Genomic DNA, 23330 nt, shown 5'->3' on the forward strand with positions numbered 1-23330 from the left:
TGTTAAATTATGAAGTGTCTCTATTTCAGACTCTTCACTGTTCGTGTTTGACGTGGAATCAGCTAGCTATGCTACGAGGTACACCTTCTAAAGCTTCCTGCTCGGTTTCAAATATTTCAAATACTGTATCCATCATCGTCACTTCAAAAACTAGTTTGGCTTCTGGGTGAACATTACAAATACGGAAACTACCCTTAACCTTGTCGGCATCGCGCATTCCTGCCACCAAAGAAGTTAAACCAGAACTGTCGATAAAATTAACTTGACCAAGATTTACAACTACATGACGACTAAGTTTAGAAATACACTCCTGCAATTTCAAGCGAAATTGCCATGCTGTAGTGATATCTAGGCGACCTGTGGGTGTTAAGACGATAACAGTATTGCCGTCTTGGGTTGTATAGGTTTTTTGCTCAATGTCTATCACTTTGCCTCCCCTTGGCATTTGCAAAATCTACTAATTATGTAGTTAGTGGGTAGAGACACAATTAATTGCGTCTGTACATTAGTAGTTAGTAGTTAGTAGGGGCGTAATCTACCTTGAAACTATTGGTTAATTATTTTACAGACTATTCACCACTGTCTACTATCCACTATCCACTAACTACTCACCTCTAGTAGTTTAACTCACACTTTTTACGTGTGACTTGGTGTCCAGTTTATCCAATCTTGAGGTTTGAGGAAGGTTTCGTACAACTCAGCTTCGGGCGTGTTTGGTTCAGGTTTGTAGCCGTATTCCCACCGTACCAAGGGTGGTAGGGACATCAAAATTGATTCCGTACGTCCATTGGTTTGTAGTCCAAAGATTGTACCTCGGTCATAAACCAAGTTAAATTCAACATATCGTCCTCGACGATACAGTTGAAAATTGCGTTGGCGATCGCTATATTCCATCATGTGTCGGCGTTGGACAATAGGTAAGTAGGCTGGTAAAAAAGCCATACCACAACTTTGCACAAAAGCAAATAAATCTTCCCAATTCCGGGATGCAATTGTTCCTACTTGATTGCTATACTGAGCCGCTTCACCATCTGCATGGGGACCGCGATACAAAGCACCTTGACCATCTTGATAATCAAAAAACAGACCACCAACTCCCCGGGTCTCACCCCGGTGCTTTAAATAAAAATATTCATCACACCAGCGTTTGAATACTGGATAATACTCGGAGTGATGGGCATCACAAGCTTCCTTGAAAGTTTTATGGAAATGAATAGCATCCTCAGCAAACGGGTAATAGGGGGTGAGGTCAGCACCACCACCAAACCACCAAACTGGGCCAGCTTCAAAGTAGCGGTAATTAAGATGAACGGTAGGTACATAAGGATTACGGGGATGCAACACCATAGAAGTGCCAGTGGCATAAAAACCATGTCCTGCCGCTTCTGGACGTTGGGTCAGAATTGATGGTGGCAAATGGGAACCCCAAACTTCAGAAAAATTTACACCACCTTGTTCAAAGATCGCGCCATCACGCATCACGCGCGATCGCCCGCCACCTCCTTCGGGTCTTTCCCAAGAATCTTCTTGAAACTTAGCCACACCATCTAATTTTTCTAAAGTTTGTGTAATTTCGTCTTGTAGTTGTTTCATAAACTGACTGACCCTAGCTTTAGCATCAGTCGGGGGTAAACAAGTAGATGATTCTATTGGCAAAGTTGGGCTTTGGGAGTTTGTCACCATAAGTTCAACGACCTAAATTAACAGTTTGCAAAAAGCACAATTTTTAACTAAAAATGCACGGTAGCTAAAAATCCGCCTAAAAATGCCCACATTGCTTTTTTCCTAAGAATCAAGCATTTTGGCAGTGGGTCGGTATGACTAGAGTTATTGTCCCTCAAATGCGTATGGCGTTGTATATTGATTGATTTTTTTTCAAATTCTTTTCTATGTGAAAATATTTTGGTACGTGTACTTAGCCAGAGCAAATTAATAAACCTCTGTTGAACATGGCACAAACAGAAGCCTTGACTAACTTGTCGGTCAAAAGCTTTGTATCACCTAGCATTAGGGGGTAAGTATAAAGCAAAAAACATGTTTTCATGCTTGAATGTGAGCAAAAACTCATAGAATCTCTTACAAAAATTTATGATTTCTTATTATTAAGAAACGTTAAAAGATTACAGGTAAAAGAAAAATACCAGTCCTTTAACCTTTGACACTAGTCGTTACACCAAAGTAAACTTTCAACGGCACTTTGGCTTTGCTTCTACCTAATTTTTGTAATAATTTCTAGTTGGGTTGTACAACTCTCAGCCAACAAATTTAAAAACAAATATGTATAATTGCATACCACTTTTCTGTGAACTTCCGCAGTAAGTAGGAAGACATTAGACACTGATTAATTATATTTATAAAAAAATAGAAAAAATGGTTTCTCTTGCAGATTTTACTTGGGGTTAGAAGGGAAGGGAGACGCGGAGATAGGAGGACAAGGGAGACAAGGGAGACAAGGGAGAAACAACTAATCCTCAATCCCCGATCCCTGACCCCCGATCCCGAATTTATCAAAAAGCGTGTAGCGAGGAGATAAAGAAAATGCGAGCTTGGTTGTCCAAATTCATCCAGCACAAACGTCGTCGGTTTTGTGCATCTTTGGTGCGAACATATCGCGAGATAAGTTCTGCTTCTGTTGATGAACTATGGCAAAAGCTAGTTGACTTGGCAGATGTCTCCTGGCATCCATTGCTCAAGAGTACCAATGTCCCTTATGGATTAGTACCCAAACCTGGGCTCATTTACCAAGCGGTAACACGCTTGTCACCCATTCCCATACGTATGTTTGTAGAACGTGTCAATCCTAGAGAATTATTAAGCATCAGAGTACTAGCAATTCCTGGTGTTGAAGAACGGGTCAGTTACAAAATAGAGTCCACAGTTTGTGGTACTTATTTGTCATATTCTGTAACATTACGTGGTTGGTTATCACCATTGATTTGGTTATTCTCTCGCCCTTACGCTAATCGCGTTGCTAAAGCTTTAATTGAGGCAGTAGAAAAAGGCACACTGCCAACAGTTCCAGGCAAGAGAAAACCTCTTAACGATAGTTGTTTTGATTTTTAGGAGTTGGTTGGTGGTTAGTGGTTGATGACTAATAACAATTACCAGTTACCCATTACTTATTACCCATTACCTACTAACTACCAACTACCAACACTTTCAAATTAAGATGCAAGTAGATAATCATTGCAGTTTGTTAAAAATGATTGCGGCAGTAAGCGTGAAATAAATTTATGAACGATGTTCTAGATTCTCAGTCAGTTTTAGAAGTGTTGCGACCAGTTCAAGATCCAGAACTTCGCAAAAGCCTGGTAGAAATGAATATGATTCGTAACGTCAAAATAGATGCAGGCAAAGTTAGTTTTACATTGGTACTAACTACACCCGCCTGTCCTTTACGTGAATTCATCGTAGAAGACTGTCAAAAAGCAGTCAAAAAGCTGCCAGGAGTTACAGATGTATTTGTAGAAGTCACGGCGGAAACTCCTCAGCAAAAAAGTTTGCCTGATCGCACTGGTGTTACTGGGGTCAAGAATATTATCGCTATATCTAGTGGTAAAGGTGGCGTCGGTAAAAGTACAGTGGCTGTGAATGTAGCAGTTGCTTTAGCACAGGCAGGGGCAAAGGTAGGTTTACTGGATGCCGATATTTATGGTCCCAATGACCCAACTATGCTTGGTCTGGCTGATGCTCAGATTGTAGTACGTGCCTCTGAAAAAGGAGAAATACTGGAGCCAGCTTTCAATCATGGCGTCAAACTAGTATCAATGGGCTTTTTGATTGACCGCGATCAGCCCGTAATTTGGCGCGGGCCAATGCTCAATGGTGTAATTCGTCAGTTTCTCTATCAAGTGCAATGGGGAGAACTAGATTATTTGCTCGTAGATATGCCACCAGGAACAGGAGATGCTCAGTTAACATTGACACAAGCAGTGCCAATGGCAGGGGCAGTAATTGTGACAACACCCCAAACCGTTGCTTTGTTAGATTCTCGCAAAGGTTTGCGGATGTTTCAGCAATTGAATGTACCTGTTTTGGGTATTGTAGAAAACATGAGTTACTTCATTCCTCCAGATATGCCAGAGAAGCAGTATGACATATTTGGTTCTGGTGGTGGCTCTAAAACAGCAGCAGAATTGGGAGTACCTTTGTTAGGATGTATACCTCTAGAAATTTCTACTAGAATTGGTGGTGATAGCGGTGTGCCAATACTAGTAGCCGATCCAGATTCAGCGAGTGCCCAAGCATTCAAAGCGATCGCTCAGACAATAGCAGCCAAAGTATCAATTGCTGCTCTAACCTAAAAAATGGAAAACATAAGAAAATGTAATTTTTGTCTGGGTAGGAAACTACGGGTCGGAATACAGATTTTTAGTACTCAGTAATTTTAAAATCTAAAAACTAAAGTCTATAGTCGCCCAATGTTGTTAAAAAGGTCACGTTCTTCACTTTTACAAATTCGCTGGAAATATTGGTTTAAGCCTTGGCAGCAAATGGACTGGTTGTTGTTGTGTTTGCCAGTCGGTTTAACAATATTCGGCGGCATTATGATCCGTAGTACCGAATTGAATCAAGGACTCACTGATTGGTGGTGGCACTGGTTAATCGGTGCAATTGGTTGTGTAATCGCCCTGTTGCTAGCCCGTCTACGCTATGAAAATCTGCTGCAATGGCACTGGATTACTTATACACTCACCAATATCAGCCTCACTGCTGTGATGATAGTCGGTCACAGTGCCAAAGGGGCCCAGCGATGGGTAAATATCTTTGGTTTCAATGTCCAACCATCAGAATTTGCCAAAATCGGGGTGATTATTACCCTCGCGGCGTTATTACATAAACGTACTGCTGCTAACTTGGATAATGTTTTCCGCGCTTTGGCAATTACTGCTATTCCTTGGGGATTAGTATTTATACAGCCAGATTTAGCAACATCACTTGTGTTTGGTGCGATCGTTTTAGGGATGTTGTACTGGGCAAACGCTAACCCAGGCTGGCTGATATTAATGATTTCTCCCATTGTTGCCGCAATTTTGTTTAGCATATCTTGGCCCTTGGCGATCGCTTTTTCTGAAGATGTCAAATTTGGACTATTGGGATTAATTTGGTCAGTAATAATGGGTGTTGTGGGCTGGCGTACCCTCCCTTGGCAGCGATATCATTTGAGTGCGATCGGGGCATGGGGTTTGAATATGTTTGGTGGTGAATTAGGACTATTCGCCTGGAACCACGTATTGAAGGAATATCAAAAAGATCGACTCACTTCATTTATAAATCCCAAAGCTGACCCTCTTGGCGCTGCTTATCATCAAATCCAATCCCGCATTGCCATCGGTGCAGGAGAATGGTGGGGATGGGGTCTGTTTAAGGGGCCTATGACTCAACTGAATTTTGTCCCCGAACAGCATACAGACTTTATTTTCTCTGCCGTAGGTGAAGAATTTGGTTTCATTGGCTGTTTGGTAGTGTTGGCAGTCTTCTGCTTAATTTGTCTGCGCTTGTTACACATCGCCCAAACTGCTAAAGACAACTTTGGCTCTTTATTGGCTATTGGCGTTTTGTCTATGATCGTGTTTCAGATGATAGTCAATATTGGCATGAACGTTGGTTTAGCACCAGTGGCAGGAATTCCCCTACCTTGGATGAGTTACGGGCGTTCAGCAATGTTGAAAAACTTTATCGCTTTAGGAATAGTCGAGTCAGTGGCGAATTTTCGCCAAAGGCAGAAGTATTAGTCAATTGTCAATTATTAATTGTCAATTGTTATGAGTGAAAGAAACTCTTGATCTTGACTTTTAACTTTGGGTAATTGACCAATCACAAGTATTAAGCTAATAACAGGAAATAAGCGAGGATAAAAACCATGATCTTGCCTGGAGCAACTGTTCGTGTCAAGAATCCAGCAGACACCTACTATCGATATGAAGGACTTGTACAAAGAGTCAGTGATGGCAAGGTTGCTGTACTGTTTGAAGGCGGTAACTGGGATAAATTAGTTACCTTTCGTCTCTCTGAATTAGAAGCTGTAGAAACAACAGCCGGACGTAAAAAAGCAAAATAAGCTAGTCCTTTGTCATTAGTCATTTGTCCTTTGTAAATAACCATGACAAATGACAAATGACCAATGACCAATGACCAATGACCACTATGCGCCTTCCCCTGCCACAATTTAATCGAGGCGATCGCCATCCTAACCATTTTGCAGAGGTGATCGCAACCAGTACATGCGAGTTTTTAGCCCAATGTTTGGAACCGGAAGACTTAAGTTTTCCACCTATGCCTCCCTTTGGTAGCTGGGTTTGTTCTGTGGATGAAGAATCGGGCAACCAGGTGTATGCTGTGGTATATTACGCCACAACTATGCCAATCGATTCCGTACATAGACCAGTGGCTTTGGGATTGTCGTTGCAAGAATTGCGGGAGGAACAACCGCAAATATTTGCCATGCTCAAAACAGAATTTCGTGCTGCGATCGTAGGTTTTGCAGTCACATCAGAGGAACGGAATTCTAATAGTAATTTGTATCAATACTTACCACCGCGTCCACCACAAATTCATCAACCAGTTTATAAATGCGAACCAGAAGCAATCATTAAATTTACAGAACAACTAGAATTTTTGCGGACTCTACTGTCTGTCAATGGTGCGCCAGTAGATTCTTTAACCGCAGCAGCTATTCGCGAAGTGTATTGGTTACGCAAAGCTGACCGACAATGGTTAGTTCAAGCTGGACGTACTCTTAGCGTGCTGCTGAAAGATGACTATGATCGCCTACGGTTTATTTTGAGTCAAATCAACCCATAGGTAATTACTCAGTTATCAGTGATCAGTTATCAGTAAAGAAAATAAGTAAGTAGGTGGAAATAAATAGAACGCCAATAAAGAAACGTAAACAATATAGAAACCCTTATCAATTACAAATAACAAGTAACAAAAGTTAAATGACAACTGATCACTGTTCCCTGTCTCACCATCACCCCTGCTAGTCCTACCTATGGAACTAATGTTACAAGTTCTTGCTGTTGAACCTACTGCCCAAGTTCTCGCAAAAGAACCCATTATTCCTTTTGCCATTCTGCTAGTAGTCATCTTAGTTATCCCAATCATCTTTGAGCGACTACGACTACCTGGTTTAGTTGGTTTGGTGTTATCAGGGGTAGTACTCGGTCGTCATGGCTGGAATGTATTTCCCACTGAAACATCAACCATGAGTTTGCTTTCAGACATTGGGTTAGTTTACTTAATGTTTGTAGCGGGTTTAGAAATCGACTTAGAAGAGTTTCGCCGCAAAAAGATTCCTGCTTTCGGCTTTGGCAGCTTAACCTTCGGTTTACCTCTGTTAGTTGGAGTGTTCCTCAGTCGGAGATTTGGGTATGAATGGAATGCTGCTATATTGATTGGCTCGATTGTGGCATCCCACACCCTTTTAGCATATCCTCTGATTAATCGCTTGGGAGTCACAAGCAACACAGCAGTCAGAACAACAATTGGGGCTACAGTGATCACTAACTTTAGTGCATTACTGGTATTAGCTTTATGTTTAGCTGCAAACAGCGAGAATTTGGACTTTTGGCAAGTTCTTCCTTTTTTTAACTCACTGATTGTCTACACTATTATTGTTTTGATTGGCTGCAATTGGGTGGGTAAAGAATTTTTTCGTCGTTCAGGAGATGACGAAGGAAATCAGTTTTTGTTTGTCTTATTGTCTGTTTTTCTTATTGCATTTGTAGCTCAATTACTTGAGATAGAAAAAATTGTCGCAGCTTTTTTAGCTGGTTTGGCAGTAAATGAAGCTGTTGGCGAAGGACCAGTCAAAGAAAAGGTTGTTTTTGTTGGTAGTATACTGTTTATCCCTATTTTCTTTGTTCACCTGGGCTTACGCATTGATCTGCCTAGTTTTTTTAGTAGTTTGATTACACTTCAGTTCACAATTTTATTGGTGGTGGGTTTATTTGCTAGTAAATTTATTGCTGCTTTCGCGGCAAAATTACTTTACCACTACAACTGGCAGGAAACGTTAACTATGTGGTCGCTGTCATTACCGCAAGTGGGTGTGACATTAGCCGCAGCTTTAGTAGGGTATGAAAATGGCTTACTATCACCAATATTATTAAACAGCGTCATTGTTTTGATGTTGGTGAGTTCGACTGTAGGCTCATTAATGACTAGTCGGTTTGCTGTTGGTTTAACTGCTTCAGTCGTCAAAGAACAACCATCTACTACCCCAACTCACATCGATGCTGGAAAAACAGACAGCAGCCCTTCCACTATAGTCGTGCCAGTTTATAATCCTCAAACACAACAATATTTGATTGAAATGGCGGCTTTATTGGCACGTCAGGCAAATGGCAGGATTATACCATTGGCTATTGCCACTGCTGCGGCCCATATGGATGCTCCCCAGTTAGAAACTTCTATGGAACGCAGCGAACGTTTACTGCTAAAAGCAACAGCCTTAAGTAGAGTCTTGGGTGTGGAAGCACAACCACTACTGCGAATCGATGATGCTTTTGCCCAAGGAATTAGCAGGGCAGCACGTGAACAAAAAGCTGATTTAATTTTGATGGGTTGGGGTAAGCGAACTGGATTGAGGGCGCGTTTGTTTGGGAATGTAATTGATAGTGTTCTATGGGCTTCCCATTGTCCAGTAGCAGTAACTCGTTTGCTAGAATCACCGAAAAAGATTCAGCGGATTTTGGTTCCAGTAGAAAATTTCATAGCACCAACCCTGCAATCTATACAATTTGCACAAATTCTTGCAGAAGCAAATCAAGCACAAGTAACTGTGTTGAGTGTCTGTGAACGCCGTACTAGTTCCAGTAAAATTGCATCCAGGCGATCGCAACTTTCTCAAATAGTATCAAATGTATCTTCAGCTCATCCACCAGAAATTCAAATTATCGCCCATGAAAATGTTGCTCAAGCAATTTTACAGGCAGCACGATTATATGATTTAGTTGTCCTACCTTTTGTACGTAATCGTACTAGTCCGGGTGGGTTGTCAATTAGTGATGTTACAACTTATTTAGCTAGACAACTAACCTGTTCTATTGTCATGCTGGGAGAACCACAGCGTACTGAAAAATCAGTAACTGTACCAGTCGGTGTTCCTAGCCCTATCCCTGTAACTTAAAAGATTTTCACCCTTCTCTACTTCAAAGGTAGGACTTACACAGGAATGAACTAAAAGCTTATACCAATTCAAAAAATGTTTGCGACAGATAAGGCATTGAGGATGAAGTCATAACCAGTCAAAGAAGCAGCAATTTGAGGAGTGAGGAGAGCTAGGAGTTGAGCAACCTTGGTTTGCAGATGCTCCAGGTGATCAAATAGCTCCCATTTCAAGTCTTGCTTGAGATATTCCCAAACGCGCTCTATGGGATTCAGTTCAGGAGAATGAGCAGGCTGGAACAAAAGAACAATATTCTCTGGAATTTGTAAACGTTTAGCTTTATGAAATAAGCCGTTATCAACTTGGAGAATGTTAAGTGATTTGGGATAACAGGCAGCGAACTCGTTCAAAAATTGTTGGTAGCATTCGGTATCAACATGAGAAAACTGCCAAAATAAACTTTCCCCAGTAAGTGGTTCAACTGCTCCATATAGCCAGAACGCTTTAAATTGCCACTGCCAATCACCAATAGGCTTAACTCCGGGAAGAGTAATTTTACGTCCTTCAATGGTTTTGAGTCCAAATCGACTCTCATCTTGTACAAAATAACGAATATTTTCGTACTGGGGCAAGATAATGGCACTGTATTGAGCAATTAATTGCAAGTCATCACCGAGTTTTTTTTAAAAGACTCTAGTTTTTCTTCGTCCTGTTTTCGGTTACGCGGACGTGGGACTTTCAGCTTGGCTTTGAGCCTGTAACGTGCCAGATGATGTACAGTTGCGTACTCAGCTTGCACACCCAAGGTTTTTTCTAACCAATGTTGTATTTGTGTGTACCGTTGAAACCCACCTTCTGGTTGTTCGAGTTGTTTTTTCAAACTCGATACAGCCCAATCTGGTATTGCTCTTTTTCGACCTGAACTCGTTCCAAATTCAACAACCGCCTCAATTCCTCCTTCTCGATAATCTGCCAACCATCGATGTACTGTAGCTCGATGTTTTCCCAAGATTTTAGCAATCTCACTTACACTCATTTCTTGCCCTTTAATCAGATATAGGGCTTGTATACGTTCTTTGCTCCGAGACTGTTTTTGATGTCTGAGCAACTTCTCTAGTTCCTCGACACTATCAACTATCTCGATCTGTGTTACCCCTACCATCACATACCCTGAATGCTACTTCTGTCTATTTTTACCATCTGTCGCATTCTTTTTTCAAATTGGTATTACTTTAGTTGAATCGCCAAGAGGCCAAGGGTTCATAGACTGTCCGTAATTCCTAAAAGGAAACTGGGGAGAGATCAAATCAGAACTTGTCGAGATAACTAATAACTGATAACTAATAACTGATAACTGACCACTGATTAAAAGAGTGCAGGACAAGCCGCAGTTGATCCAGGAGTGCGTTGGGGATTTGTAGTGTTGGGGTCATAGGCTGTTAGCACTACCTCACCCTTATCATTTAATACCCAGCCTTGGGCGGGGGTAATTTGCTTAGCAGTGGGTTGGATTGTCGGTTGGTTGATAGTTGAACTTTGGCTATTGTTACTATTGGTAGATGGCTTGACTAAATCAATATGAACATTGTCGCTGTTGAAGCTTTCATTTGGGCTGGATGGCAAACCGCCTCGTCCGATGATGGTAAATGAGCTACCAGCACCTTTTTGACAGGGATTTTGAGCGATTTGATCGGTGGGGTCTGTCAGATTTTCTGGTAGTTCAACTAATCCCTGGCTGGGGTTAACATCTGGGGTGTTAATTTCTACAGTGCCACTCAAGGTGGGATTTTGCTGTGAAATAGCAGTAATATCATTTGTTTGTAATTTACTGGGGTCTAAATCTTGAGGACGTAACCTTTCAAGCTCTTGCCGACTAAGGGGATTTATGCCAAACAGACCTTGAGTTCTAATCACGATTTTCCCACCGCTACCTCTGAAAGCATTGGCAGTGATGTCACTATTTTCCAAAGGGAAAGCGACGATGAATGGAGTGTCGATCGTAATATTACCGCCATTTCCACCAGTACCAGTAGTGCCTGCGGTAGTGGAAATTTGACTGTTATTACGCAATAACAAGAAATCTTGCGCTCGCAGTGCAATATTGCCACCTTTAGCGCTAGCTGTCGTTGCTAAAAGTAATGCTCCACGATCAAGGGTAATTTTGTCTGCTTGAATTTGCAAGTCTCCTGCGTTTCCTCCTCCTCGACTATCTACCGCAATGCGATTGCCGTCAGTGATAGCTAACTCAATGGGATTACTAATGATGATACTGCCACCGTTACCTGTGGAGTTAAGTTCTGTAATCGCAAATACCCCGCTGACGGCTCCTTGATTTTTAACAACATCACTCAATACATCAGTGTTTCCAGGAGTTGATTTTAGCCGTTGTTCAACTTGGGTGACTCGATTTGCAAAATTAGAATCGCTCCCGGATAGCGTAATTTTGTCTGTAACATTAAGCTTGATGTTCCCAGCTTTGCCACTAGTGCGGGTGGTACTGAGCAACTGTCCACCATTGAGCGCTTCAAAGTTTTTAGCATTAATTGTAATGTCACCCGCATCACTCGTCGAGTTGAAGGTACTGACAATTATAAAAGCACCATCGGTGATGCGAAAATTACTAGTAGTAACAGTGATATTTCCTGCTGAACCGAATGTCTCTCTTTCAGCAAGCGCCAACAATCCACTAGAAAATCCTGTAGAACCGTATCCAGAAAGTGTGACAGAATCAGAAGCATTGACTTGAATGTTTCCTGCACTTCCTTGTGCGCCAGGGCGATCTCCAAATGGTCGGAAAAGCGAAGTACTAATTTGAGAGCCATTTGTTACCAACAGCGATCCCACTTGGATGTTAATGTTAGATGCCTTACCATTACCTCCAGCCTCCACAATGCCCCTCACTTGAGCGTCATTGGTCAAGGAGAGTGATTTAGCTGTGATATTAATATCACCTGCATTGCCCCTTCCTCCAGAAAGTATGTTGTTTTCCACTCGGGCATCTAATGAAGCATTAAAGGAGTTAGTATTGATATTGATATTACCTGTATCGCCAGAGGCATTTGCTACTAATTGCTGATATATTCCAGCACCCAATCCACTTTGCCCAACACCGGAGATATTAAACTCATTAGATTTGACTGTAATATCGCCTCCTTTGTTTGTTGCTGTACCTTCAATACCACCAACTAATCGTCCACCATTGGTTGCTGTAAATATATTTGTATTGACTGCTATATCTCCTCCCCCGTTTCCCCGCACAGCTACTCGTGCATCATTAGCCAAACTTACATTCGACAACAAAATATTAGAGGGGAAGTTAAGCCTAAATGTATTACTATTTGTCTCTAACCCAACTATTCCCGCTTGTGCTAACCCTCCTAACTCGATTCTTCCTCCTGCTGCTGTTAATCTCCCACCATCTAATAAATTAACGTCACCGCCCACAAGTGCCAGACTATTTCCTTTTTGCACCTGAAGCCCAACAGGATTACCACTGTTATCAACAGCTATAGATTGATTGGTAATACTCTCAGGATTATCCCGAAATCTCAACCCAATCGGAATATTCACACTTAACACTGGGGATGTTGTCAAATTCGTAGTGCTAAACTCCGCCCCATCACCAAACAACAAACTATTAGCCGTTGTCGCAAAAAATGAACCACAGATATTGAGACTGGCATTCGGCCCAAAAACTATCCCTGCTGGGTTAAGTAAAAATAAACTCGCGCTACCTTGGGTTCTAATCAAACCATCAATATTAGATATCGCACCACCAGTCACTCGACTGATGATATTTTGCACATCAACAGGATTTTGGAATACCGCCGAACCACCATTTGGAACAGAAAATTGGCTAAAGCTGTGAAAAAGGTTTCCTCCAGCTCGATCGCCATTCTCAATAGTAAAATTTGAGCCATCGGGGCTAGTAACGGTAGTGGATAAAGTTCCATCGCTTGACACTTGCGCTCTGACGGTATTGATCGATGCAAGACAGCCTAAAGTAACTAGGGGTAAGATGACAAGGAGCGATCGCATATTAATTACTCTACATCTTTACAGTCATATCCTGGATTCCTCTGTTGTTTATTAAACAGCTCTGTGAATCTGAAATTTAATACTCTTAATAATGAGTAAAAAATATCGAAAAATCATCCTATTTTCCCTACAAAATTGGGGAATTCCCCTAGATATTAAGGTCAATTTTTAGCTATTTTTAAGAGAAACAGTATTATTGTTTGTTGTAATTGATAATACGTAAATAATTTGACTATCTCAAGATTAATATTGCCTTAAAGGTGTAAATTTACTCCGTTTAACTACTTATTTGTTCCAATAATCACGTGATAACTTTCGCAAGGTACTGGCTACCTCACTTTAAAAATCTTTATCTTCTTGAAGATTTCATGAAATATTATCGGTGGCTTCGGTATTTTTGGAAGATGTTTGATAACTTTGCATAAAGAATTGTTTAGCAATTGAATAAAATAAATACTCACTTACAAAAATTTTTGACCAAAAATATTTCTGTGAGTACTCCAGCTTGTGCTGTATTTTTATTCCCATTATGGGTACTCTAAGCACAAGCGCGATCGCGACTAATAATATCGTAACTACCTGGAAGACTATGAGAATTTTGGTGACGGGCGGTGCTGGGTTTATTGGCTCACATTTAATCGACCGATTAATAACAGAAGGACACGAAGTCATTTGTTTAGATAACTTTTATACAGGTCATAAGCGCAACATCCTTAAGTGGATGGATCATCCGTATTTTGAATTGATCCGTCATGATATCACTGAACCAATTCGGTTAGAGGTAGATCAAATCTACCATTTAGCTTGTCCAGCCTCCCCAGTGCATTACCAATACAACCCCGTCAAAACTGTGAAAACCAACGTTATGGGTACGTTGAATATGTTGGGGTTAGCAAAGCGGGTGAAAGCACGCTTTTTGTTGGCTTCCACCAGTGAAGTTTACGGCGATCCAGAAGTTCATCCCCAAAACGAAGAGTACAGGGGTAGTGTTAATCCCATTGGGCTACGTTCATGCTACGACGAAGGCAAGCGTATCGCTGAAACCCTAGCATTTGACTATTACAGACAAAACAAAGTTGATGTTAGAGTTGCTCGCATCTTTAATACCTACGGACCTCGAATGTTAGAAAATGATGGTCGGGTAGTAAGTAATTTTGTCGTTCAAGCTTTGCGGGGTATTCCTTTAACTGTATACGGAGATGGTTCACAAACACGTAGTTTTTGTTACGTATTAGATCTAGTAGAAGGACTGACGCGGCTCATGAATAATGAGTTTATTGGGCCAGTTAATTTAGGAAATCCTGACGAATACACAATCCTAGAATTAGCTCAGGCTGTGCAAAATCTCGTTAATCCCGATGCACAAATTAAATTTGAGCCACTACCAGCAGATGACCCACGCCGCCGTCGCCCTGATATTACTCGAGCGAAGACTTGGTTAAATTGGGAACCTACCGTTCCACTGCAAGAGGGGTTAAAACTGACTGTAGAAGATTTCCGCGAACGTATAAAAAATGGTCAATAGTCATTGGTCATTGGTCAATGATCATTTGCTTTGAACAAAGGACAAATTAGCGGGAAACTTCTTTTTTGAACATCTAACCCCATACAAAGTGAGGAATTAAATAAAATGCGTGTTTGTGTAATTGGTACTGGTTACGTTGGTTTGGTTACAGGTGCTTGCTTGGCCCACATTGGTCATGATGTAATTTGCGTAGATAACAACGAAGAGAAAGTTAAGTTAATGAAGTCTGGGCAATCGCCTATTTTTGAGCCTGGGCTGTCAGAAATCATGCAAAATGCTATCAGTGCTGGTAAAATCCAGTTTACAACCGATCTTGGTGCAGGGGTCAAGCACGGAGAAATTCTATTTATTGCTGTAGGCACACCACCTCTACCGACTGGTGAAAGTGATACTCGTTATGTAGAAGCTGTGGCTCGTGGTATTGGCACTCACCTTGATGGTGGCTATAAAGTAATTGTCAATAAATCTACTGTACCGATTGGTTCTGGGGACTGGGTACGGATGATTGTTCTGGATGGTATTGCTGAACGGCAAAAAACACTCGTACCTGCTGGCGGGATGCGTGATGATGAACAATTACCCGAAATTACAGCCCAGTTTGATGTAGTCAGTAACCCAGAATTTTTACGGGAAGGTTCAGCTGTTTATGATACCTTCAACCCAGATCGCATTGTTTTAGGTGGCAATAGCTCCAAAGCGATCGCGATGATGGAACAATTATATGCTCCGATTGTGGAGCGTAAATATGCTGAGGATCAGTCTTTACCCCCAGTACCAGTGTTGGTAACAGATTTGAGTTCAGCAGAAATGATTAAATATGCTGCTAATGCCTTCTTAGCAACCAAGATAAGTTTTATTAACGAAGTTGCTAACATTTGCGATCGCGTTGGTGCTGATGTTACCCAGGTAGCGAAAGGTATCGGCTTAGACTCTCGGATTGGGAATAAATTCTTGAATGCTGGTATTGGCTGGGGTGGTTCTTGCTTCCCGAAAGATGTCGCAGCCCTCATTCACACCGCCGATGACTACGGCTATGAAGCCCAGCTACTCAAAGCTGCTGTCAGCGTCAACCAACGCCAGCGCTTAATTGCTGTGGAAAAACTCCAACAAGCGCTGAAAATTCTTAAAGGTAAAACTGTGGGACTACTTGGTCTTACCTTTAAACCTGATACTGATGACATGCGCGACGCCCCTGCACTTAATTTAATTGAGCAGCTCAATAGACTAGGAGCAAAAGTCAAAGCATACGACCCGATTGTTTCCCAATCTGGTTTGCGTGATGGTCTTTCTGGTGTGTTAGTAGAAACCGATCCACAAAGACTAGCTGATGGTTGTGATGCTTTAGTAATTGTAACCGAATGGCAGCAGTTCAAAACTCTTGACTACGCTCAGATGGCAAAATTAATGAGCCACCCCGTCATGATCGACGGTCGTAACTTCCTCGACCCAGAAATGATGCTGAGGGCTGGCTTCCAATATATTGGTGTTGGTCGATAAATAATGTTTCCAAGACTTTTTGTTGTGTGTCTTTGGGAAAAATAAACATTCTTTCCAACACTCCCATCTCTTTCAACGAGGTGGGAGTTTTAGTTTTTGCAAAGCTAGGTACACCTCGAATAGCCTTCTTGATACCGAGTTGCATTCATAGATATTACCTCATCCCGCCTTGAGCGCACCAAAATCAGCAAGTAGAAATTTACCGAATAGAGCAAAATGTGGAAGTTTTAGAATCTCCTTCCTGCTTGTCACCAGAGGATGTGTTACCTGGATTTGTGTTGGAGCTAAAGGGTATTTTAAGCTAAGAATTGCAGGCTGTAGGGTAATTGAAAACTGTGTCCAACAACGAACCTCCCCAGCATTTACATTTGTTTGAAGCAGGATGGGATGGTTTACACCTTCTCTATGAAATAGAACCCGCTAACGATCCCATGCCTGAAGTTTACTTGGGTCAGCATTTTATTATTATTGCTCTAGATGATTTTCGTGCTAGTTATATGCTGAATGGGCGTTGGCAGCATATTGATTACACTCAAGGTGAAATTGCTATTATCCCGGCTACCCAACTCTTTCCTCAAGCAAAGGTTGATCGCGAAGTACCATTACTAGAATTGTTTTTGGAACCTGCAAAGCTAGCGCGTGTAGTAGATGAATCAATTGGTGTAGAACAGTTTGAGCTTTTGCCGCAGTGGCATTTACGTGATCCGTTAATTCAGCATTTAGGCTTGGTGCTAAAAGCGGAACTGGAAACAGGGGGTGCAGACAGTCGGCTTTATGTAGAGTCAATGACAACAGCCCTTTCCGCACATTTACTGAGGCGATACTCATCTCGCCAAGAGGATATAAAAAGTTATACGGGTGGATTGCCTAAGCATAAGCTAAGGGAAGTAGTCAGCTATATTCATGACCATTTAGATGAGAATTTAACTTTAACAGAATTGAGTAACGTAGTTCATATCAGTCCCCATTATTTTGCTAGTTTATTTAAGCAATCTACAGGACTTTCACCGCATCAGTATGTGATGAAGTGTCGGATTGAAAGAGCAAAGCAATTGTTATTGAAGCGAGAATTGACAATTGTGGAAATTTCTCAGCAAGTAGGTTTTCAAAATCAGAGTCATTTTACAAGAGTGTTTCGACAACTAACTAAAACTACACCAAAGGTATACAGAGATAAACTCTAAGATTGTCGGAAAATCAGAACATTTTTCACAAGTTTAGGTAAGACGCACCTTAAGAGCGATCGCTAAACTTTGTACCTATCAGCAATGTTGTTTAAGCAGTAGCAAAGCATGAAAAATATACAAGGATGGCGGATTGTTGGTTTTTCTGCGTTGGTAATTGGCACGATGATTGCTGTCATCTGGTTTGTGCATGGCATAGATGAGCAAGGGATGCGGATGGCAATCCGCGCAACTGCTCGGACATCATGTATTTTATTTCTATGTGCTTTTGTTGCTTCTGCACTTCGCAGAGTTTGGTCTAATTCATTCAGTACCTGGCTTTTACAAAATCGTCGCTATTTAGGATTATCTTTTGCGGTTTCCCATACTTATCATGCGATCGCTTGGACTGGTTTATGGTTTGTTACTTCTGGTGCTTACCCCAAATTTGATCCTTTAGGAATTTTAGGTTATCTTTTCATCGCTGCCATGACTGTAACATCTTTCCAGCGTCCTGCTGCTTTGTTAGGTCAACGTGCTTGGAAGGTTTTGCACACTGTGGGTATGTATTATTTCTGGCTAGCTTTTACTGTTGAATTTAGTATGAGAATTTCCCATTCTGTACTCATATATTTGCCACTAGTAATTTTGCTGGTTTTAGCAATGGTACTGCGTGTAATTACTCCAAGAAGGCAACGGAAATTAGCAAGTTAAAGTGAATGAATTGATAATTTTCATGAGCCTTAGGGCTAATAGCTTAAGTCTACTTAAGTTGCCCTTAGGTGGTGTAAGTTAATAATGATGTATTCTTCTTAGTGTCTTGGTGGTAAAAAAATCATCATATTAACTACTAAGTCACAAAGACACAAAGGTGAAAAGCTTATAATTGAGCAAAATTTGTTAACTAGCCACTAGTTTCTCACCTTTAAGCATCCGCGATGCTGCTTCTAGTAGTGCTTCTTCCAGATAGGGTTTAGTGAAGTAACCACTTGCTCCCAAGCTGATAGCCATTTGTCGATGCTTGTCTGCACCTCGTGAGGTGAGCATAGCAATAGGTAAATGATTGAGATTTGGGTCTTTTTGAATACGAGAAAGTAATTCTAGACCATCGCAACGCGGCATTTCAATGTCACAGAATACAAGGTCACAAGGCAAACCAGAACGTAGTTTATCCCAAGCTTCTTGGCCATCACGTGCCTGTTCTACCCGATAACCCGCTTTATTAAAGGTTAAAGAAAGCAACTCTCTAACTGTAATTGAGTCATCAACAATTAGGACTGTTGGATCAATCGTAGTTGCTGTTGTATCTGGCTGAGTTGGAGCTGCTTTTTGAGTTAAGATACTGAGTGTATTTTGTTTAGAAGTTCTTCCTTGGAAGATATCGATAATTTCTAGGACATCAGCAATTGGCATAATTCGACCATCACCCAAGACAGTAGCACCAGCTACGCCAATTGGTTTGGGGGCGGGGCCTTCAAACTGTTTAATGACAATTTCTTGTTCGCTCAACACTTGGTCAACCTGTAAGGCGACTAGCGTATTTGCTGATCGCACTACAACCACGGAAATCATATCATCGTCTCGATTACCGCCATAAACGTTACCCCGGCTGAGTTGACGATTGAAAGTTAAAAGTTCTTTTAAAGGTTTGAATGACAGCATCCGATCACGCCAAGGAATGAGTTTTTCACCTGCATCACCCTCTTGAATATTTTTTATAGGTATATCTAGGGTATCTTCCACGCCATCCATTGGGAAGGCAATCCTGGCTTTATCAGAAACACAGCACAGAGCTTTGCAAATACTGAGGGTTAATGGTAAACGAATAGTAAAGGTAGTACCTTTGTCAATCGCAGAGTCAACAGAAATCACCCCCCGGATTTCACTGATTTTTGTGCGAACTACGTCTAAACCAATACCACGACCAGCTAAGTCATCAGCTTGATCTTTGGTACTAAAACCTGGTTGGAACAGTAGGTCATAAACCTCAGCGTGGGAAATTGTTTGAGCTTCGGTGGGAGTGATTAAACCGACCCTGATTGCCTTTGCTTTCACCCCATTTGAATTAATCCCAGCACCGTCATCACTAACGGAAATTACGGTTTGATTCCCTTGATGAAAAGCACAAACGGTAATGGTTCCCACAGGGGATTTACCTTTAGCTTGGCGTTCCTCTGATGTTTCGATCCCGTGAGCGATCGCATTATTAAGCAAATGCGTTAGGGGTGTTTTGAGGTGTTCTAAAATCATCTTGTCAATCAGGGTGTCTCGACCTTGAACGACTAACTTTACTTGCTTACCATACTTGATTGAGTTGTCGCGCACACCTCGCGGTAATAAATCAGTAGCCTGGGAAAAAGGCTCCATTCGCGCTCTTGTCAGTCCCTCTTGCAGTTGTCCTGTTACCTGTCGAAATTGTCGTGCAACACGTTCGGTTTCTTCGGTGACAAAATCAATATCACTTGCAGACTCCCGCACCCGAACGATCAGTTCAATCATTTCTTGGGACAGGGTGTGGAAAGGTGTGAAGCGATCCATTTCTAGTTCGCTAAAACCCCTGTCTGTATCTGAATGACCAAAATTGCTGTTTTTGCGGCTAGCTAACAAAGATGCTTCTAGTAGCGATCGCTCATACAATTCCTGCATTCTTGCTCCCACATCCGAGAGTTGTTGTACCTGATGCAGTAGATTATCTAATGACTGGCGCAAACGTTCCTGATCTTGCTCTAGGGTATTGCGATTGACGACCAACTCCCCAACTAAATTACTTAGATCATCCAGATGTTTGACAGGTACTTTCATTAACTGCTCAAATCTGGAAGCATTCCAACCAGAGTTGCGTCCACCCGAGAAATTGACTGTAGTGGGTGTGACTGCTCCCCCTACCATCCCTTCTAATTCTTTAAATTCATTCTCAATCTCTGGGGAGAAAATTTGGTTGCTACTATCTTTTGTAGAATAAAGTGGAGTTGATTGTTCAGCTACGACCGCATCTTCATCTTGCTCCCAAGCTAGCATTTCTTCTAAGGCAGCAAATTCAATATCTGGAATTTTGGAAGTATGAGTGTCTGATGATATTTCTTGTTTAAGTAAATCATCCAAATCAGCAAACGTATTTTCTGCAAAAGCATCAATGTCTAATTCTGTTTCTTCAATTGAATTCGCAGCAAAAAACGCCTCTTGAGGTTGTTCTGTGTCTCCAGAATCCGCAATTATTTCCTCATGAGCGAAGCTAGAATCTTGCACCTGTAATTCAGAATCTGTAATTCCCAATTGCGAATGGTTTTGTTCATCTTCCTGGTTGATTTCTTCGGGGTGGAAAGTTAATATTGATTCACTAGATTCTGCTATAGTCTCTTGATTTTTACCCAGCAAATTCACTTTTGTATCTTCCTGGAATGCAGGAGATGTACTAACATCTGCAACACTTGTATCTGCTGAATCTGTTGTAGAGGATACATCATCCGCTATATTTTGCTGTGGGAAGGCAAAAGGATTATCTATACTATCAACTTGCAACTTATGAGTATCTGGTGTTGACAAATCATTAAATAAAACTTCTAGATTGTCGTTGCTATCCTCTTCTAGTTTGATTGCGTCTAACCAGTTAATTTCTTGCTCAGTACTTAGTTGATGTAAATCGAAAGCTTGTATTTCTGTAGGAAAATTAGTAAATTCTGGAGTGAATTCTAGAGCTTCTGATAATTGCGAAAGATCACGAATTTCCTGAGGTGACAATTCTTCATCGACAGGATATGAATTGTGAGATTCATTTGCTATTAATTCCGCAAAGAAATCATCATCACTAGTATCGGTTGAGAAAATTAATTCCTGTGAGAAATCTAAATCTAAATCTTGCAGTGCAAAATCTGTCACAGACTCTGGTATTCGCTGTTGGCGATCGCTAAAAATATCATCAGCAGCTGCGGCAGCAAACAAAATTTCTTCTAAAGCTTTGGCTGCGTCTTGTTCACCTGAAAATTCTAAATCTAGCCCTGCTTCTTCTGTCTCTGTCCATAAACCTACATCATCTGTAGCAGGAGAAAACTCTGCTTTTGTGGTGCTAAGATGATCAAATAAATCATCTAATCCTGGTGCATCGATGCTAATAGTCGGACTACGATCTTCTTGTGCCTCAGTAAATAGACTATCTAAACTCCAGTTTTCTTCTATTGGTTGGTTACTTTCTAAACTAACTTCTTCAACTAAATCTTGATGTTCAGATTCTGTAAATAAATCCTCAGACTTATTGTCTATAGGCTGAGATAATTCTATCTCATTTACTTGATTTCCAGATTGTAGTAGTTGATTATGATTTTCATTGAGAGGCGTTACTGAATCATCTAGATTTGATTCTAAATTTTCTGCTTCTAAAAAGTTATCGCCAAACAGTTGTACTAAAGTTAATTCTTCTTTGGCGTTAATTGTTTGGCTATCATAATTATTTGTGTTTCCTTCTAAAGATAATAATTCTGCAAAGTCGTTGCTAGTATCTTTAGTTTTACTATCATTGCTTTGATCTGCAATTTCATAATTTGTGGCATCTGGTTCGATAATTTCTTCTTCAATCTCCCAAGTTTCATTAAAGTCAGGAGTTTCACTTTCAAATAATTGGGCAAGAGTATTCAACTCTGCTATTCCCACTTCTGGCCCATTAATTTCTAAACTTTCAATATCTAAAGCTTCGTTTCCTTCATCCTCTATTTCAAAAGGATTCGATAGTTCCGATAAACTAGTAATCGTATTTTCTAATTCTAAATCTTGTGCTGGAGATTGGATGATAAATTCATCTAAATCATCTGTGTGTTCCTGTATTTGCTCAGATAAATCTGATAGAGCATTGATACTATCTTGAGCAAATTCTAATGATTCTGATTGTGATGTAAATTCAACTAAATTATCTATATTAATACCCAACTGTTCCGAAACTTCTGATAGGCTTTTGATACTATCTTCTTGTTTAACTTCTATTAAGTTTGATGGAGTTTTTAATTCAGCAAAATTATCTGTAGTTGATGTGGCACTGTCCTCAGTATTAGCATTTTCAACAGGTGTGGCAAACACAGTTTCCTCTGCTTTTATGTCAGCCTCTTCCTTCACTACATCAGTTGTAATGTCTAATAATTCTATTTGAGGTGGAATTAATGCTCCTAGTTGCTGACTGATAATGATTTCAGCTTCTCTACCTGTAAGGACTAATTCTAGAGCTTGCTTGATATCTGTAATAACGATTTTTGCTAATGTCAAATAGCTATTTTCTTGATTAGCGATCGCTTGACCTGCGGCTTGACACAAATTACACCAAGACGCACAATCTAATTGTTCACCAAGTTCGACTAATTGCCTACAGCACGCTTGTAAACTCTGCCGCGTTTCGGGTGTTGCTGGTTGCTTAAATAGCTGCAACATTTCCCGGAGTTTCTGCAATACCAGGTTTTGACGTTGTTGCCAGCGATCAGTGTCTGCGGCTGCTACTCCTATAGTTCCTTGTTTAACCAGCAAATCTAGATGTTCGTTTAGCCACCCAAACACGGGTTCTGCTTCTGACATGATTTGACTGGCAGTCTCCTCTGTCAGACCAAATGGCCCGGTTAAATTCTCTAACAGCGCTTTCAGGGTATCAGATACACCCAGAAACAAAGACTCCAGCTTTTGATCAACCTGCACCGGATACTCTTTTAAGACTTTAAAACAGTCTTCTAAGCGGTGGGCAGTACGCTGAATGCTACTCAGACCAAGCATTGCGGCTCCTCCTTTGATGGAGTGAGCCGCCCGGAAAACTTCATTGAGCATTTCTGGGTCTTTAATCGTACTTTGCAGATTCAGCAACCCCTGCTCGATTGTGGTCAGATGTTCTTTTGCTTCTTCAATAAAGTAACCGAGAATGCGCTGTTGTTGTTCTGGCAGCATAGTCAAGGATGAAGGATAAAGGATAAAGGATGAAAAACATAGAATATTAAGGATGGATGATGAAGGATGATTAACACTTCATACT

Annotated in this window: 16 protein-coding genes and 1 pseudogene; 11 read left to right on the forward strand and 6 right to left on the reverse strand. The window is 41.0% G+C overall.

Going from position 1 to position 23330, the window contains the following annotated elements:
- Window positions 1-58: 58 nt before the first annotated feature.
- Window positions 59-427: an STAS domain-containing protein gene (locus RS893_RS06350; protein WP_315790382.1), complete on the reverse strand. Its 369-nt coding sequence runs from the start codon at window positions 425-427 to the stop codon at window positions 59-61.
- 209 nt (window positions 428-636) lie between these two features.
- Complete coding sequence (gene hemF / locus RS893_RS06355; RefSeq protein ID WP_315790383.1) at window positions 637-1683, reverse strand: oxygen-dependent coproporphyrinogen oxidase; 1047 nt, start codon at window positions 1681-1683, stop codon at window positions 637-639.
- An 855-nt stretch (window positions 1684-2538) separates the two neighbouring features.
- Between hemF and RS893_RS06360 the strand changes: the two genes are divergently transcribed.
- From RS893_RS06360 to RS893_RS06385, 6 genes are all read left to right on the forward strand, one after another.
- Complete coding sequence (locus tag RS893_RS06360) at window positions 2539-3063, forward strand: SRPBCC family protein (RefSeq protein WP_315790384.1); 525 nt, start codon at window positions 2539-2541, stop codon at window positions 3061-3063.
- Window positions 3064-3233: 170 nt separating this feature from the next.
- The gene (locus tag RS893_RS06365) at window positions 3234-4304 is read left to right on the forward strand and encodes an Mrp/NBP35 family ATP-binding protein (RefSeq protein WP_315790385.1); all 1071 of its coding nucleotides are present in this window, start codon (window positions 3234-3236) and stop codon (window positions 4302-4304) included.
- Between the two features lie 117 nt (window positions 4305-4421).
- Window positions 4422-5735 carry a rod shape-determining protein RodA gene (rodA, locus tag RS893_RS06370; RefSeq protein WP_315790386.1) on the forward strand — a complete coding sequence of 438 codons (1314 nt, stop codon included), beginning with the start codon at window positions 4422-4424 and terminating at the stop codon, window positions 5733-5735.
- Window positions 5736-5863: 128 nt separating this feature from the next.
- The gene (locus tag RS893_RS06375; protein ID WP_009458130.1) at window positions 5864-6061 is read left to right on the forward strand and encodes an NAD(P)H dehydrogenase subunit NdhS; all 198 of its coding nucleotides are present in this window, start codon (window positions 5864-5866) and stop codon (window positions 6059-6061) included.
- 86 nt (window positions 6062-6147) lie between these two features.
- On the forward strand, window positions 6148-6804 hold the full coding sequence (locus RS893_RS06380; RefSeq protein WP_315791886.1) for an HAS-barrel domain-containing protein: 657 nt from the start codon (window positions 6148-6150) through the stop codon (window positions 6802-6804).
- A 190-nt stretch (window positions 6805-6994) separates the two neighbouring features.
- On the forward strand, window positions 6995-9133 hold the full coding sequence (locus RS893_RS06385) for a cation:proton antiporter (RefSeq protein ID WP_315790387.1): 2139 nt from the start codon (window positions 6995-6997) through the stop codon (window positions 9131-9133).
- Between the two features lie 68 nt (window positions 9134-9201).
- On the opposite strand, the gene RS893_RS06390 is transcribed toward RS893_RS06385, so the two are convergent.
- From RS893_RS06390 to RS893_RS06400, 3 genes are all read right to left on the reverse strand, one after another.
- A complete protein-coding gene (locus tag RS893_RS06390) occupies window positions 9202-9777 on the reverse strand; it encodes an IS630 family transposase (RefSeq protein WP_315785248.1) in 576 nt (191 codons plus the stop codon).
- Window positions 9768-10274 (reverse strand): helix-turn-helix domain-containing protein, encoded by a 507-nt coding sequence (locus RS893_RS06395; protein ID WP_315785251.1) that lies wholly within the window; start codon window positions 10272-10274, stop codon window positions 9768-9770. The genes RS893_RS06390 and RS893_RS06395 overlap by 10 nt, the downstream gene beginning before the upstream one ends.
- A 203-nt stretch (window positions 10275-10477) precedes the next feature.
- Entirely contained in the window at window positions 10478-13150 is a 2673-nt protein-coding gene (locus RS893_RS06400; RefSeq protein ID WP_315790388.1) for a filamentous hemagglutinin N-terminal domain-containing protein, read from the reverse strand.
- 589 nt (window positions 13151-13739) lie between these two features.
- Between RS893_RS06400 and RS893_RS06405 the strand changes: the two genes are divergently transcribed.
- The 5 genes and pseudogenes from RS893_RS06405 (at window position 13740) to RS893_RS06425 (ending at window position 18049) form a co-directional block, all read left to right on the forward strand.
- The gene (locus RS893_RS06405) at window positions 13740-14675 is read left to right on the forward strand and encodes a UDP-glucuronic acid decarboxylase family protein (RefSeq protein ID WP_315791887.1); all 936 of its coding nucleotides are present in this window, start codon (window positions 13740-13742) and stop codon (window positions 14673-14675) included.
- Window positions 14676-14780: 105 nt separating this feature from the next.
- Entirely contained in the window at window positions 14781-16172 is a 1392-nt protein-coding gene (locus tag RS893_RS06410; RefSeq protein WP_315790389.1) for a UDP-glucose/GDP-mannose dehydrogenase family protein, read from the forward strand.
- A 179-nt stretch (window positions 16173-16351) separates the two neighbouring features.
- A pseudogene (locus tag RS893_RS06415) lies at window positions 16352-16477 on the forward strand (Uma2 family endonuclease); the annotation flags it as partial.
- A 30-nt stretch (window positions 16478-16507) separates the two neighbouring features.
- Window positions 16508-17356, forward strand: a complete 849-nt coding sequence (locus RS893_RS06420; RefSeq protein WP_315790390.1) for an AraC family transcriptional regulator — start codon at window positions 16508-16510, stop codon at window positions 17354-17356.
- 108 nt (window positions 17357-17464) lie between these two features.
- Window positions 17465-18049 (forward strand): hypothetical protein, encoded by a 585-nt coding sequence (locus RS893_RS06425; protein ID WP_315790391.1) that lies wholly within the window; start codon window positions 17465-17467, stop codon window positions 18047-18049.
- Between the two features lie 186 nt (window positions 18050-18235).
- On the opposite strand, the gene RS893_RS06430 is transcribed toward RS893_RS06425, so the two are convergent.
- Window positions 18236-23245: a hybrid sensor histidine kinase/response regulator gene (locus tag RS893_RS06430; protein WP_315790392.1), complete on the reverse strand. Its 5010-nt coding sequence runs from the start codon at window positions 23243-23245 to the stop codon at window positions 18236-18238.
- Window positions 23246-23330: the final 85 nt, after the last annotated feature.

The organism is Fischerella sp. JS2 (genome assembly GCF_032393985.1).
GTDB lineage: Bacteria > Cyanobacteriota > Cyanobacteriia > Cyanobacteriales > Nostocaceae > Fischerella.

Excerpts from the sequence above, each read along its gene's own strand:
- hemF (WP_315790383.1), bottom strand. The coding sequence starts at position 1,683 with ATGGTGACAAACTCCCAAAGCCCAACTTTGCCAATAGAATCATCTACT.
- RS893_RS06360 (WP_315790384.1), top strand. The coding sequence starts at position 2,539 with ATGCGAGCTTGGTTGTCCAAATTCATCCAGCACAAACGTCGTCGGTTT.
- RS893_RS06365 (WP_315790385.1), top strand. The coding sequence starts at position 3,234 with ATGAACGATGTTCTAGATTCTCAGTCAGTTTTAGAAGTGTTGCGACCA.
- rodA (WP_315790386.1), top strand. The coding sequence starts at position 4,422 with ATGTTGTTAAAAAGGTCACGTTCTTCACTTTTACAAATTCGCTGGAAA.
- RS893_RS06375 (WP_009458130.1), top strand. The coding sequence starts at position 5,864 with ATGATCTTGCCTGGAGCAACTGTTCGTGTCAAGAATCCAGCAGACACC.
- RS893_RS06380 (WP_315791886.1), top strand. The coding sequence starts at position 6,148 with ATGCGCCTTCCCCTGCCACAATTTAATCGAGGCGATCGCCATCCTAAC.
- RS893_RS06385 (WP_315790387.1), top strand. The coding sequence starts at position 6,995 with ATGGAACTAATGTTACAAGTTCTTGCTGTTGAACCTACTGCCCAAGTT.
- RS893_RS06395 (WP_315785251.1), bottom strand. The coding sequence starts at position 10,274 with ATGGTAGGGGTAACACAGATCGAGATAGTTGATAGTGTCGAGGAACTA.
- RS893_RS06400 (WP_315790388.1), bottom strand. The coding sequence starts at position 13,150 with ATGCGATCGCTCCTTGTCATCTTACCCCTAGTTACTTTAGGCTGTCTT.
- RS893_RS06405 (WP_315791887.1), top strand. The coding sequence starts at position 13,740 with ATGAGAATTTTGGTGACGGGCGGTGCTGGGTTTATTGGCTCACATTTA.
- RS893_RS06410 (WP_315790389.1), top strand. The coding sequence starts at position 14,781 with ATGCGTGTTTGTGTAATTGGTACTGGTTACGTTGGTTTGGTTACAGGT.
- RS893_RS06425 (WP_315790391.1), top strand. The coding sequence starts at position 17,465 with ATGAAAAATATACAAGGATGGCGGATTGTTGGTTTTTCTGCGTTGGTA.
- RS893_RS06430 (WP_315790392.1), bottom strand. The coding sequence starts at position 23,245 with ATGCTGCCAGAACAACAACAGCGCATTCTCGGTTACTTTATTGAAGAA.